The sequence below is a fragment of the Rhizomicrobium palustre genome, from assembly GCF_011761565.1.
Taxonomy (GTDB): Bacteria; Pseudomonadota; Alphaproteobacteria; order Micropepsales; family Micropepsaceae; genus Rhizomicrobium; species Rhizomicrobium palustre.
On the sequence record NZ_JAASRM010000001.1, the window covers coordinates 3,779,276 to 3,792,147 of the forward strand.

Annotated in this window: 10 protein-coding genes; 3 read left to right on the forward strand and 7 right to left on the reverse strand. The window is 61.4% G+C overall.

What is annotated here, in order from left to right:
* The first annotated feature begins 167 nt into the window (after nt 1-167).
* On the forward strand, nt 168-2,930 hold the full coding sequence (gene secA / locus FHS83_RS16755) for a preprotein translocase subunit SecA (RefSeq protein ID WP_167084218.1): 2,763 nt from the start codon (nt 168-170) through the stop codon (nt 2,928-2,930).
* A 204-nt stretch (nt 2,931-3,134) separates the two neighbouring features.
* Entirely contained in the window at nt 3,135-3,875 is a 741-nt protein-coding gene (locus tag FHS83_RS16760; protein WP_167084220.1) for a CPBP family intramembrane glutamic endopeptidase, read from the forward strand.
* Nucleotides 3,876-3,878: 3 nt separating this feature from the next.
* Here FHS83_RS16760 and FHS83_RS16765 read toward each other — a convergent pair whose 3' ends face one another.
* The 3 genes from FHS83_RS16765 to FHS83_RS16775 all read right to left on the reverse strand — a co-directional run bounded on the left by FHS83_RS16765 (nt 3,879) and on the right by FHS83_RS16775 (nt 7,095).
* Nucleotides 3,879-4,661 carry a TylF/MycF/NovP-related O-methyltransferase gene (locus FHS83_RS16765; RefSeq protein ID WP_167084222.1) on the reverse strand — a complete coding sequence of 261 codons (783 nt, stop codon included), beginning with the start codon at nt 4,659-4,661 and terminating at the stop codon, nt 3,879-3,881.
* Between the two features lie 74 nt (nt 4,662-4,735).
* Nucleotides 4,736-6,109 (reverse strand): hypothetical protein, encoded by a 1,374-nt coding sequence (locus tag FHS83_RS16770; protein ID WP_167084224.1) that lies wholly within the window; start codon nt 6,107-6,109, stop codon nt 4,736-4,738.
* A 26-nt stretch (nt 6,110-6,135) separates the two neighbouring features.
* Entirely contained in the window at nt 6,136-7,095 is a 960-nt protein-coding gene (locus tag FHS83_RS16775) for an acetyl-CoA carboxylase carboxyltransferase subunit alpha (RefSeq protein ID WP_167084226.1), read from the reverse strand.
* A 251-nt stretch (nt 7,096-7,346) separates the two neighbouring features.
* On the opposite strand from FHS83_RS16775, the gene FHS83_RS16780 reads away from it, so the two are divergent.
* Nucleotides 7,347-8,564 carry a dicarboxylate/amino acid:cation symporter gene (locus FHS83_RS16780; RefSeq protein ID WP_167084228.1) on the forward strand — a complete coding sequence of 406 codons (1,218 nt, stop codon included), beginning with the start codon at nt 7,347-7,349 and terminating at the stop codon, nt 8,562-8,564.
* Here FHS83_RS16780 and FHS83_RS16785 read toward each other — a convergent pair.
* The 4 genes from FHS83_RS16785 to FHS83_RS16800 form a co-directional block, all read right to left on the reverse strand.
* Nucleotides 8,561-9,685, reverse strand: coding sequence for a pentapeptide repeat-containing protein (locus FHS83_RS16785; protein ID WP_167084230.1), 1,125 nt, complete (start codon nt 9,683-9,685; stop codon nt 8,561-8,563). The genes FHS83_RS16780 and FHS83_RS16785 overlap by 4 nt on opposite strands.
* A gap of 156 nt (nt 9,686-9,841) precedes the next feature.
* Nucleotides 9,842-10,777, reverse strand: a complete 936-nt coding sequence (locus FHS83_RS16790) for a site-specific tyrosine recombinase XerD (RefSeq protein ID WP_167084232.1) — start codon at nt 10,775-10,777, stop codon at nt 9,842-9,844.
* On the reverse strand, nt 10,774-12,639 hold the full coding sequence (locus FHS83_RS16795; RefSeq protein WP_167084234.1) for a hypothetical protein: 1,866 nt from the start codon (nt 12,637-12,639) through the stop codon (nt 10,774-10,776). The genes FHS83_RS16790 and FHS83_RS16795 overlap by 4 nt, the downstream gene beginning before the upstream one ends.
* Nucleotides 12,620-12,790, reverse strand: a complete 171-nt coding sequence (locus FHS83_RS16800) for a hypothetical protein (protein WP_167084236.1) — start codon at nt 12,788-12,790, stop codon at nt 12,620-12,622. The genes FHS83_RS16795 and FHS83_RS16800 overlap by 20 nt, the downstream gene beginning before the upstream one ends.
* Nucleotides 12,791-12,872 lie beyond the last annotated feature (82 nt).

Consider the following 12,872-nt stretch of genomic DNA (forward strand, 5'->3'; position numbering starts at 1 on the left):
CGGGGGTTTGGCCGGAATCATCTTATTTGACAAGGGGGTGTGCCGTTCTTATCTCTCGGTCGCGGCCCAAGCCGGGGAGTCCTTTCCCGGCCTGTTTCGCCGTGCTTGCCCGTGCTTACCGCCCGTGTTGGCCGACCGTTTTGGCCAATTGATTGTCAGAGGATTTCATGAGCTCGTTCGACGCGTTCCTGCAGCGTCTCTTCGGTTCCGCCAACGAGCGGAAACTCAAGCGGTTTTGGGCAACGGTCAAAGAGATCAATGCCTTGGAGCCCCGCTTCAAAGCCATGACCGATGAAGAGCTGGCGGGCATGACCCCGCAGTTCAAGGATCGGTTGAAGGGCGGCGAGAGTTTGGAAGACCTCCTTCCCGAAGCCTTTGCGGTGGTGCGCGAGGCGGCCCTTCGCACCCTCGGCCAGCGCCATTATGATGTGCAGCTCGTCGGCGGCATGGTCCTGCACCACGGCAACATCGCCGAGATGCGCACCGGTGAAGGTAAAACCCTGGTGGGCACCCTGCCCGTCTACCTCAACGCGCTCGCGGGCGAAGGCGTGCATGTCGTTACCGTGAACGACTACCTTGCCAAGCGCGACTGCGATTGGATGGGGCAGATCTATCGCTTCCTCGGCATGAGCGTCGGCTGCATTCTGCACGGCCTCACCGATGAGGAACGCCGCGCCGCCTATGCTGCCGACATCACCTACGGCACCAACAACGAATTCGGCTTCGACTATCTGCGCGACAACATGAAATACACCATCGATACGATGGTGCAGCGCGGCCATGCCTTCGTCATCGTCGACGAAGTGGACTCGATCCTGATCGACGAAGCCCGTACCCCGCTGATCATTTCCGGCCCGACCGAAGACCTCACCGAGATGTATCGCGCCGTCGATACGCTGATCCCCTCGCTGATCCCGCCCAAGCGCCAGGGCAAGGACGTGCCGCCGGAAGAAAAAGGCGATTACGAACTCGACGAAAAGCAGCGCCAGGTCACCCTGACCGACCTCGGCAACGAGCATATGGTTCAGCTTCTGAAGGAAGCGGGCCTGCTCACCACTGGCGATCTTTACGACATCGAGAACATCTCGATGGTCCATCATGTGAACCAGGCCCTGAAGGCCCATAAGCTGTTCCAGAAGGACAAGGACTACATCGTCAAGAACAACGAAGTCGTCATCATCGACGAGTTCACGGGCCGCATGATGCAGGGCCGCCGCTTCTCCGAAGGCCTGCACCAGGCATTGGAAGCCAAGGAAGGCGTCGCGGTTCAGCCCGAGAACGTGACGCTGGCCTCGATCACCTTCCAGAACTACTTCCGCCTTTACGACAAGCTCGCCGGCATGACCGGCACGGCGCTGACCGAAGCAGCCGAGTTCATGGACATCTATGAACTCGACGTGATCGAGATCCCGACCAATGTACCGGTCAAGCGCAAGGACTATGACGACGAGGTCTATCGTTCCTTCGATGAGAAGAACGAAGCCATCATCAAGCTGATCGAGCAGTGCCAGAAGAAGGGTCAGCCGGTCCTGGTCGGCACCACCTCGATTGAGAAGTCGGAGCACCTGTCGGATCTGCTCAAGCAGCGCAAGATCAAACACAACGTCTTGAACGCGCGCTATCACGAGACCGAAGCCGAAATCGTGGCTCAGGCCGGCGTCTCCGGCACGGTGACCATCGCCACCAACATGGCGGGCCGCGGTACCGACATTCAGCTCGGCGGTAACGCCGAAATGCGCATCCGCAACGAGCTAGGCAGCATCACCGATCCCGAAGAACTGTCACGCCGCGCCGCGGAAATCCGCGCTGAAGTCGCCGCCGATAAGGAAAAGGTGATCGCCGCGGGCGGCCTCTACATTATCGGCACCGAGCGTCACGAAAGCCGCCGCATCGACAACCAGCTGCGCGGCCGTTCGGGCCGTCAGGGCGACCCGGGCGCCTCCAAGTTCTTCCTGTCGCTGCAGGACGATCTGATGCGCATCTTTGGCTCTGAGCGCATGGATGCGGTGCTGACCCGCCTCGGCCTCGAGCCCGGCGAAGCCATCACCCATCCCTGGGTGAACAAGGCCCTCGAAAAAGCGCAGCAGAAGGTCGAAGCGCGCAACTTCGAAATCCGCAAGCAGATCCTGAAATACGACAACGTGCTGAACGACCAGCGCAAGGTGATCTTCGAACAGCGCAAGATCATCATGTCGTCGGAAGATGTTTCGGACGAGATCAAGGAATACCGCGCCACGGTGGTGGAGGAATTGGTCGAGCGCCATATTCCGCCCAAGGCCTATGCCGAACAGTGGGACGCCAAGGGCCTGGAAGAAGAGATCAAGGCCGTCTTCGATATGGACCTGCCGATCGTCGATTGGGCCCAGGAAGAAGGCATCGCCGACGAGGAAGTGCGCGAACGCGTGTTGCGCGATGTGGAGCATCGTGCCGCCGAACGCGCCGTCGCCTTCACGCCGGAAATCATGCGTTATGCCGAAAAGGCGGTTTTGCTGCAGACGCTGGATCATCTCTGGCGCGAGCACATCATCAACCTGGAGCATCTGCGCCAGTATGTCGGCCTGCGCGGCTACGGTCAGCGCGACCCGCTGAACGAGTATAAGAGCGAAGCCTTCGAACTCTTTGAGGGCCTGCTCTCGCGCCTGCGTCTGGATGTGGTGCGCCAGCTCATGCACATCGTCATTTCGATGGAGCAGCCGCCGGAAATCCCGCAAGAAGGCCCACGCGAGATGTATGCCTCCAAGCCGGAATTCAACGCCGGTGGCGAAGCGGATGCCGATCCCTATCGCGGCCAGCGCACGGTGGTGAACCAGGACCCCGATGTGCCGGTCGATCCCAATAATCCGGCGACCTGGGGCAAGGTCCAGCGCAACGCCCCCTGCCCCTGTGGCTCTGGCCGCAAGTTCAAGCATTGCCACGGCGCGCTGGTGTAACGGACGCTGCCGGTAAAAGATCAAAGGCGCCGTCACAAGCGGCGCCTTTTTTCATGCATGAAACATCTTCACTCTCCCTCAAAGGGAGGATTGAAGCCTGTCACTAGTTTCATCGCATCTGTCTGCTGCATTCCTGTTTCGCGTTGATGATCCCGTTGCCAAGCCAGAATGCCGCATCTAGCTTAGCGCAAACACGGAGATTTCATGCGCGCTAAAGCTCTCATCCCCGCGATCATAGCCATTCTCGTGCTCGTTGCGGCGCTTGAGCTACGCGACATCTTCGATTTCATCGGGCTGAAGTTGCCGCGCATTCCGATGCCCTATGGACGGTCAACAGTCGATAATCTCGCCGCCGTACTGCTGGTAATCGTGGCGGCACTCTTCCTCGCACGGAAGCGGCGCTGGGCTTTGGGCAAAAATCTCGGCCTTTCCACCAATGGCTGGCGCGCGCCGCTGGTCACGCTTCTGGCTACGACGCCTTGCTGGGTCGGCCTCGCGCTGCAAGGCCACCTTGCGACGGATACGACCGCGCGCGATCTTCTCTTCACCGCGCTTCTGTTTCCCCTCGCCGAGGAAATCGTCTTTCGCGGCTTCGGCTTCATCTTCACCCGCAATCAGCTCGGTTGGAACATGACTGCTGCGGTGCTAGTCCAAGCCGTGGTGTTCGGCGCCATGCATTGGCTGGGTGCAGGCGGCGGCATGGGCATGGCGCTGCAAATCTTCATCATGACGGCGCTGGGCGGGGTGATCTTCGCCCTCCTCGACGCCATGGACGGCTACACGATCTGGAGCGGCCTCGTCTTCCACATTTCCTTGAACGCGGCCTGGAGCGTCTTTACCGCGCCCGACGCGATGGTGTTCGGCTGGCACGGCAATATCCTGCGCCTCGTCAGCGCGGCGCTCGCGCTCAGCCTGATCTACATCCTCCACCGCAAACGGGCGTAAGTTCTATTCGCCCCACACGGCCCAGGAGGCATAGCTTTGATGCGGGAAGCGGTGCAGCTTGAGCTTATTGGCGCCGATGACCTCTTGCAGCGCGGTCGTCTCGCCGGGAAAGGCCGGACAACTCAGCTCGTCGAACACCAAGAGTGAGCCTTTGGTCAGCCGCGGCAGCACTTTTTCCAGCGCATCGCGGGTGGGCTGATAGATATCCATGTCGAAAATCGCCATGGCGATCAACGCATGCGGATTTTGCTCCAGCCAAGCGCCAGCCGTCACCGACACATCGCCCTTCACCAGCTCATGCTTCTTCACATGCGGCACTGGCGAGAGGATTTCGTGCAGCGCCAGGATTTCCTCCAGCACCGTTTCATAGGACGGCATGGAGCGGTAATCGCCGACCTGAACAATGGCGCCATCTTTCGCATCCACACTCGGAAAGCCTTCGAAAGTATCGAATCCGATGATGCGGCGCGAGACGTTGAACGGCTCATACATGCCGCGCAGATTCATCAGAAGCGCCATGCTCGCGCCCCATTGCACGCCGAATTCGCAAATCACGCCCGGCACATCGATGATCTTCTGATAGAGCGTCTGGTAATAGATCACACGGCTCAAGGCCATGCGGTTCATCGCGACCAGGCTATGCACGCCCCAATTGGCGCCAAAACGCGGCATCAGATCCGAGGAGATATCGTAAAGCGCTCGCAACGCGGCACGCTCTTGCTCCGCACGGATGGTGATTTCGCCGTTATTCACGCGCTGCCCGATGGGAGATGGTGTATCGCTCATAGCGACTCCCTTACCGAATTGTCAGGTAATGCTGCACGTTCCCGCCGAGGGAGGCAACTCTCCTGCTCGTGGCATCAGGCTTTCGCGGCCTTGCCGAACAGCCCGCGCCAGTCAGCGGCTGCATAAACCACCCCCGCCATCGCGGAAAGATCGATGAGGCAAAGATAGCGGTAATCGCAGGCGATGGAGATCACAAAGAAGGTCGCCGTAAAGGCAGCACTCGCTGCGATTAATCCGCCAATCACCAGATCGCCATCGCGGCGGCGGCGCAGTACCAGCACCAGCACGCCAAGCCCTATCAGCGCGAATATCCCGTGCGAATAAAACCCGGCACTGACCATCGCATCACCGACATGCCAGAGCATGACATCGCGCGCGTTGATCCTTTCGTGCATGCCGAGGGCTTGCAAATCTTCCGGATCGCCGCGGTCGCCAACATGATAGGGATGACAAAGATCAACCCGCGGCGGTAGAAACACCCAACGGAAATAGAGCGCGCGTATTTGAAGATAGCGCAGCGGATAATGATAGATCAGCGACCGCCATTGCCGCGCCATCACCGGTTCGGGTGTCGCCTCCAGCACCTTCACAATGCGCGGCACTTCCAGCGTGTCATTCAGAAGCGGCGTCCAGCGCGCCACAGCTTCCGTGCGGATGAGCCAGGCAAGCTTTGGTGCCTCTTTTTCGAGTACTGTTAGCGGCATGTCGAGGTCGGCATAGACCATACCGGTGATGTCGTAGAGTTCCAGAACCTTGAACTGCTCTGCCTTGGCCGGATAATCGTCCGCGCGGGTCTGAAGCGCAGCATTGCTGAGAAAGGCGATCACCGCCACGGCCGCAAAGAAGCTGCCGCCATAGCTAAGCCCCTTGCGCCAGTTGGAGCGGCGCCCTGCGATCAGCCCCAGCGTTGCCGCCGCGCAAGGCACCACCACCACGCCATTCTGCCGCGTTAAAACCGCGAGCGCGAGAAGCAGCGCCGAAGCGAGGAGCCAGCCCAAACGCAGCCCAGTGTGATGCCAGCGGCGCGCGGCGAGCCCAATGGCGACAAAGCCTGCAAGAACGGTGTCTGCGAAGAGGCAGTCCTTCCACACCGTGGCTTGGGACAGAAACGTCTGCGGCAGGAACAGGATCGCGCCCGCGGCCACAACGCCAGCCCAGGATGGCCGAGGTCGCAGCCAGAAAAGCGCCGCCAATGCGCCAAAGAGGATGAAATAGAGCCCGGCGAGATACCAGATTGCGGGTGGGCCGGGCAGCCAGTCGGAAAGCCCGAGCAAAAAGCTCATCACCGGCGGATGCCAATTGGAATAGCTCGCGGTGCGGCCCTCAACGAGCTGCACCAGCGAATCATATTCCAGCGAACCTGGGTAATTGAGGACGTAGATCGCGATTGCGCCGAAGCTGAGGACGGCCACTGCGGCGTGCCGCGGTGAAATCCATCCCCTGTTCATGCGGCCCCGCCCCCGTTGCCTCGGCGCTACTTGCCGAGATCGCGTCCGATGGCGAGGAACTTTTCGCGGCGCTGACGGCGCACTTCGTCGGCCGACATATGCGAAAGCTCGGCAAGGCCGCGGGCGATCTGCTCGCTCACCGCGCCAATGGCTTCTTCCGGCGCGCGATGGGCGCCGCCCATGGGTTCGGGGATGATGCCGTCGATGATGCCGAGGCTGACGAGATCCTGCGCGGTGATGCGAAGGCTCGCGGCTGCATCCTGGGCCTTGGCGGCATTGCGCCAGAGAATCGAGGCGCAGCCTTCCGGTGCGATCACCGAATAGACCGAGTTCTCCAGCATGTAGACTTTGTTCGCTGCCGCAATCGCAATGGCGCCGCCCGAACCGCCTTCACCGATGATGGTGGCGATCATGGGAACGCGCAAATTCAGGCAGGATTCGATGCTGCGCGCGATGGCTTCGGCTTGCCCGCGATCTTCCGCGGCAACGCCCGAAAACGCGCCCGAGGTATCGACCAGCGAAATCACCGGCAGGCCGAAACGATCTGCCATTTTGAAGACGCGCTGCACCTTGCGATAGCCTTCCGGCATCGCCATGCCGAAATTATGCTTGAGGCGCGATTTGGTGTCGTTGCCCTTTTCCTGGCCGACAACCGCGACGGCTTGGCCGCGGAAACGCGCAATCGCGGTGATGATCGCCGAGTCCTCGCCAAAGGCGCGGTCGCCCGCGAGCGGCGTGAACTCATCGAACATGCTTTTCACATAGTCGGTGAAATGAGGACGTGCGGGATGGCGGGCCACCTGGACCTTCTGCCAGGGCGTCAGCCGGGCATAGGTGTCTTTGACCAGGGCATCGGCCTTGGCCTGCAATCGCGCCACATCGGCGTCGATCTGCATCGTGGGGTCGGCGCTGGCCAGTTGCCGCAATTCGACAATCTTGCCTTCGAGTTCAGCGATGGGGCGTTCGAAATCCAAATAGGCGTGCATGCGTCACCATAAAGAGCGGCGGAAATTGGCAATCTCGCCGGGCCAAGTCAAATCCCCTTTGGGCGGCGGCTCGAAAGAGCTAAACCCCTTGGCTGCACAAGGATATTTCACGTTTTGGCGAGAAGGTCCAGGGCTAGTCGCGCAGGCTGGTAAATGGCGGACCGCGCCGGGCGGGCTAAAACTATCGTAATGCGCGCGGCTTGCGTGATCCTCCCAGACTGTTAGACCTGCAGCAGCGCTTGGGGGAAGAGATGAAACGCGGATTTGCTTTGATCGTCGCGGCGGCCATGGTCCTGGGCATTGTCGCGGGCTTTTTCGCCAACGAAAATCTTGCCCCCGATCAGATCAAACAACTCGCCTCCGGGTTGTCGATCATCACCGACCTGTTCCTCCGCCTGATCCGCATGATTATCGCGCCGCTGGTCTTCTCGACCCTGGTGGCGGGCATCGCCCATATGGAGGGCGCCGCCCAAATCGGCCGGGTGGGCCTTAAGACGCTGGTCTGGTTCATCGGCGCTTCGATTCTCTCTCTCGGCATGGGGCTGGTGCTGGTGCATGTGTTCCAGCCCGGCAGCGGCCTCAACCTCGCCCCGCCGGAAGGCAGCCTCGGAACCATCGCGACCGCCAGCTTCTCCTTGAAAGAGTTCCTCACCCATCTGGTGCCCGCCTCCATCGTCCAAGCAATGGCGTCCAACGAGATTTTGCAGATCGTGGTGTTCTCGCTGTTCATCGGCACGGCGATCTCGGCCATTCCGGGCAAGGCGCCCGCGGTCACCGCGTTGGTCGAGCAGATCGCGGCGATCATGCTCAAGGTAACGGGCTATGTGATGCTGCTGACGCCTTTCGCGGTCTTCGCGGCGCTCTGCTCCACGGTGGCGACGCAAGGCATCGGGGTGCTGCTCGTCTATGCCCGCTTTGTCGGCGGCTTTTATGTGGCGCTGCTGGCGCTCTGGGCCGTGCTGCTTCTGGCCGCCGCCGTGATCCTGAAGGGTCATATCAAGCCGCTCCTCGGCGCCATTCGCGAGCCGGTGCTGCTCGCTTTTTCCACTGCGAGTTCGGAAGCGGCCTATCCGAAATTGTTAGAGGGCTTGGAGCGCATCGGCCTGCCGCGCAAAATCGTCAGCTTCGTCCTGCCGCTCGGCTATTCCTTCAATCTCGACGGCTCGATGATGTACTGCACCTTCGCGACGCTCTTCATCGCGCAGATCTATGGCATCCAGCTCAGCATCGCCCAGCAGCTCACGCTGCTTTTGTTGCTGATGGTGACGAGCAAAGGCATGGCGGGCGTGCCGCGCGCCTCGCTGGTGGTGATTTATGCCGCGCTGCCGCTCTTCCATCTGCCGGAGACGGGGCTGCTTTATGTGCTGGCCGTGGACCACTTGCTCGACATGGGCCGCAGCGGCACCAATATCGTCGGCAACTCCGTCGCGACCGTTGCCGTCACCCGCTGGGAAAAGCAGCTCAGCTAAAGTTCCACTTCCTCGCCTTGCGCCAAGCCCATGGCCGCGAGGGATTCCTCCAGAATGGCATCGGCGAATTGCGCGGGATCGGCATCGGCGCCGAGGAAGTTGGGCGCCAGCGCCTCACCTTGGCGCAGACGCAGGCTCGCCAGCTTGGCTTTGGCGAAAGAGGCGTGTGAGAGCCGCGCGGCATGAAAGGATGTACCGCTCAGATCGCAGGAGTCGAAATTTGCACCACGCAGATCAGCGGCGTCGAATTTCGCGCCTTGCAGTTGGCTGCCGGTGAAATCCATTCCGATAGCGATGGCGCCACGCAAGGAAAGCCCGGCAAGACTGCGCCCGGCGAAATGGCCAGCCAGCGGGCGCAAGTCCGCGCCATCCAGCACCGCGAAGACGCCTTCGCCGCCGCCGCTCGTCACAAAGCGATGATGCTGCGCCACCATCTCGGCCAAAGCATCGGCCTTGGCGCGCGCCTCGGGCGTGATGTCGAAGACGCAGCCCACGAAACTATCGTGAGGCAGATTCAGCTCCAGAAGATTGACGCCCATCATCACCGCGCCCGCGAAACTCGCGCCGGTGAGGCGTGCGCCGCGAAAACTCGTGCCGATCAGAAGCGCACCGTGAAAGATTGCGCCGTCCAGCTTGGCCTTGCCGAAAGACGCATGGCGCAGTGAGCAATTGGAAAAATCGACATTGCCGAAGCTGTTCTTTTCGCGCCCGTGGTTGACCACGGAAACACCGCGATCGCCAATCACCATCATGGTGGCGGCGCGCAAATCGGCTTCGTCCAGAATCGCATGCGAAAGCTCCGCACCGCGAAACGCCGCGCCGCGCAGATCGGCTTGCGCCAGTGTCGATTTCTGGAAATGGCTGCGGGCAAGATTGGCGCAGTAAAAACTTGTGCGCACCAAACGCGCGCCTTCGAACCGCGCACCAACCAGAGAGGCGCCGCTGAAATCGGCTTCATCAAGTACGCGGTGTGAAAAATCGAGACCGTCTAAAACAGCGCCCTTGAACGAGGCGCGCATGCCGCCACGCCCAGCCACATAGCGCTCATGCTCTTGCAGCACGCGCAGCAACTCAGCTTGGCTATAGCTTGGCCCTTCGGTTGCTGCAGAATGTGCAGACATACACTCGTCCCCAGCCGGAAATGTCGGCAAATGCGCTGCAATTCGCGCGTGTGCTGTGTGCCTCAAGATTCGCGGTTTCGAAAGTAAATTCTCTCTACAGTGGACAAAAACACCTGCGCAGCTTGCCAGAGCATTAATGGCGCGCGATGGATGCGATTATTCCTTGGCTGTTTTCTTGCGGCCAAGCGGATGAGAGGCAGCAACTGTGGCTGCGAGTCGATCTTGCGCGACGTGGGTATATATCTGTGTGGTTGCGATATCAGCGTGACCTAACAACGTCTGGATACTACGCAAATCGGCACCGCCTTCCACCAGATGCGTAGCAAAGGCATGCCTGAGCACATGTGGAGAAAGCTTCTCAGGATCGATTTGCGCCTTCACTGCCAGCTCTTTCAGCAGCTGATGCAACCGCCGCCGTGTGAAATGGGACTCCTCCGAACGCGAGGGGAAAAGAAAACGCTCGGCTTTGGCGCGGCGCTCGCCTTTGGGAAGAAAACCGTCCCGTACAGTCAGCCAGCGCGCGATCGCCTCACGCGCTTCTTCGTTCAGCAAGGCGAGGCGTTCCTTGCCGCCCTTGCCGCGCACCATCAGGAATCCATCGCGGTTCTTCACAGCCGCGAGCGGCAAGGTCACCAATTCCGAAACACGCAGGCCCGAGGCGTAGAGCATCGTCACGATGCAATGTAAGCGAATCCCCTCCTCGCTTTTTTCGGCTTCCACATTCGCCGCCTCGATCAGCCGCTGCATATCCTCCCGCGAGAGGATTTTCGGCAAAGGCCGTCCGCGCCGCGGCGCCTCGATGGCGACGGTGGGATCGTCGGAGCGCACACCATCGGCATAAAGAAAGCCGAAGAACTGGCGCAGTGCGGAAAGCTTGCGCGCTTGCGAGGTCGCAGCCGCGCCGGATACCGAAAGCCCTTCGAGATAGGCGCGCACCTCCTCGCGGCCCGCGCGGCGCACACTCGAGCCCCTCGCCGCAAGCCAGCCGAGAAAGTCCGACAGGTCACGGCGATAGGCGGCGAGCGTGTTTTCAGCCGCGCCACGCTCCGCGCTCATCATGTCGAGAAAGGACTCGACCAGAGCCGCACTCATGGCGTTGCGGCCGCGACCGTGCTCACAGGCGCGTAAGAGGCCATCGCTTCAATCGCCAAAGCGCGCGCAGCTTGCGTCTCATTCATGCTCGAGAGCAATCGCACGAAGGTAATGGTCGCATCCGGCGCCATGTCCTTCAGACCGATCGACTGCACCAGCCCTGTGAGCGTGAGGATCGCCTCGCCACGCCGTTCAGGAACGCCGGCAGCATCTTCCAACTGCCGCATGACGTCTGCAGAGGGCCGCTTACCGTCCCAATTCTGCGACGCGATTTGCGCCACCGCACCTTGCGCCTGCGGCGAGAGCGCGACGCCCAGCGCATCAGAGAGCCCCACCAACAGCGCTTTATAGCTGCGATCAGGATCGGCGGCGGGCGGGTTCTGGCCCAAGCTCAAAGCGAAAGTGGAAAGATCGGCCCGCGCCGACGCGAGCCTTGTGCCATCCTGCGAGGCCAAAGCGATCACGGCTTTCATCACCGCATCGCCTTCGGCCCATTTGCTCGCGGCCTCATAGCGTTTGGCCAGCACCAGCGCGCCCGCAAAGGCACGCCCATCCGGCTGCACCGGCAGCTTGGCGATCATATCGGCTTGAAGATTCGCGGTCAGCGGCAGAAGGCCAGCCTTGCTGCCCAAACTCAGCGCTTGCGCCAGAAGCCGCACTTTGTCGGCGGGTTGAGGCTGCACGGCGGCGGCACGGCGCAGCACCACTTGGCCCATGAAATAGGGCAAGCCCGGCGCTTCACCCGCAGCGTCCGCCACCCGGTTCAAGGGCAAATTCTGGGCATCGGCGATGGCACGCAACTCATTGGCCGAGAGCGCACCGCTTTTCACTGCGCGCTCGGCGGCTTCAAATTTGGCGCGCGGCGAAGCTTTGGGATCCTTCAGCACCAGCAAATTCGCAACCGTGCCAAGCTTGCGCGCGACCGCTTCGGTCACCGGCAGGCTGGATTGCTGCAGCAGGAAGATATGCACCGCGCTCGGCTTGGCGATGGCACCCGGCGGCAGCGGCTTCTTGGAGACCAAGCCATCGACCAGCGTATCGAAAGCGGGATCTTTATAGCCCTGCGCGTTGAGGATATCGCGCGTCAGCCCCGCCGTGGCGTTATCTCCCGAGATGGCCGCGCAATAAAGCCGGAGCTGCAACCAGAAAACATCGCCCGCCGCGTTGCGCGTCGCCGTCAATGGCCCGCACGCATCCTGGCCGCGATTGGCGTAAAGGATCGCCTTGGCCTGCGCGCGCGCGAAATCATCATCATTGGGCACAGAGGTTTGCGCCGCAAGCGCACCCGCCTCCATCACGAAACCGGCTTCCAAGAGACGTTCCAGGCGCACCGTCTGAAAGGCACGCTTGGATTGGCCGGGCGGCACCGCAGCCTTGGTCAGGATCACGCGGCGATTCAAGTCGCGCAGCACCGGGTCCATCAGCGGCGCGTCAGAAATCAGATCCACCACGCGCTGGCGGTCCGAGCCGCTCCAGATGCGATCCGAGAAACCGCCCGTCGTGGCATCCAGGGTTCCGGCGGGCGGGCCTTCCGGCGTGCCCAGGCTCGACACGGCCACCGGCGCGGGTTGGGGAATAATCGGTCCTCGCGTCGTGGGAGGCTGCGCGGCTCCAGGCGCGGGCGAGGTCTGTACCTCTGCGGGGTGTCCCAGGCGGCGGGGCGCGCCAGCGCTATCCGGCGCGGCCCCTTCATCCTCTGCCGGACGGGCGGCATGCTTGGCGTCCGGCGGGTCTTCGGTCGCTTGGGGCGGATAGTCCTCTGGCTCCAAGACCGGCGGCTTATCGCTGATCCATTGCGCGGCCGCAGGCGCCAAAAGCGCCAATCCGGCACTGAGAAGAAGGCTAACGCGCAAACCTGTCATTGGGAATTACCTGCTCCACGTCCTGCTGCACCGGATGGACCTGACCGCCATAAATCGTAAGCGCGACAACACCTACGAGCACAACCACAAGCACCACCCCCAAAACCCAAACACCCCAGCTAGGCCCTTCGGACCTGCCATAAGAACGCATACCGCACCTCACAGAAATTATGCTTCAATTACGTGGGCTTGCGTCCAATCATACAAGTCTCTTCTAGCGATAAAAGCAAAAC

Coding starts and splice junctions, on each gene's coding strand:
- secA (WP_167084218.1), top strand. CDS start 168: ATGAGCTCGTTCGACGCGTTCCTGCAGCGTCTCTTCGGTTCCGCCAAC.
- FHS83_RS16760 (WP_167084220.1), top strand. CDS start 3,135: ATGCGCGCTAAAGCTCTCATCCCCGCGATCATAGCCATTCTCGTGCTC.
- FHS83_RS16765 (WP_167084222.1), bottom strand. CDS start 4,661: ATGAGCGATACACCATCTCCCATCGGGCAGCGCGTGAATAACGGCGAA.
- FHS83_RS16770 (WP_167084224.1), bottom strand. CDS start 6,109: ATGAACAGGGGATGGATTTCACCGCGGCACGCCGCAGTGGCCGTCCTC.
- FHS83_RS16775 (WP_167084226.1), bottom strand. CDS start 7,095: ATGCACGCCTATTTGGATTTCGAACGCCCCATCGCTGAACTCGAAGGC.
- FHS83_RS16780 (WP_167084228.1), top strand. CDS start 7,347: ATGAAACGCGGATTTGCTTTGATCGTCGCGGCGGCCATGGTCCTGGGC.
- FHS83_RS16785 (WP_167084230.1), bottom strand. CDS start 9,685: ATGTCTGCACATTCTGCAGCAACCGAAGGGCCAAGCTATAGCCAAGCT.
- FHS83_RS16790 (WP_167084232.1), bottom strand. CDS start 10,777: ATGAGTGCGGCTCTGGTCGAGTCCTTTCTCGACATGATGAGCGCGGAG.
- FHS83_RS16795 (WP_167084234.1), bottom strand. CDS start 12,639: ATGACAGGTTTGCGCGTTAGCCTTCTTCTCAGTGCCGGATTGGCGCTT.
- FHS83_RS16800 (WP_167084236.1), bottom strand. CDS start 12,790: ATGCGTTCTTATGGCAGGTCCGAAGGGCCTAGCTGGGGTGTTTGGGTT.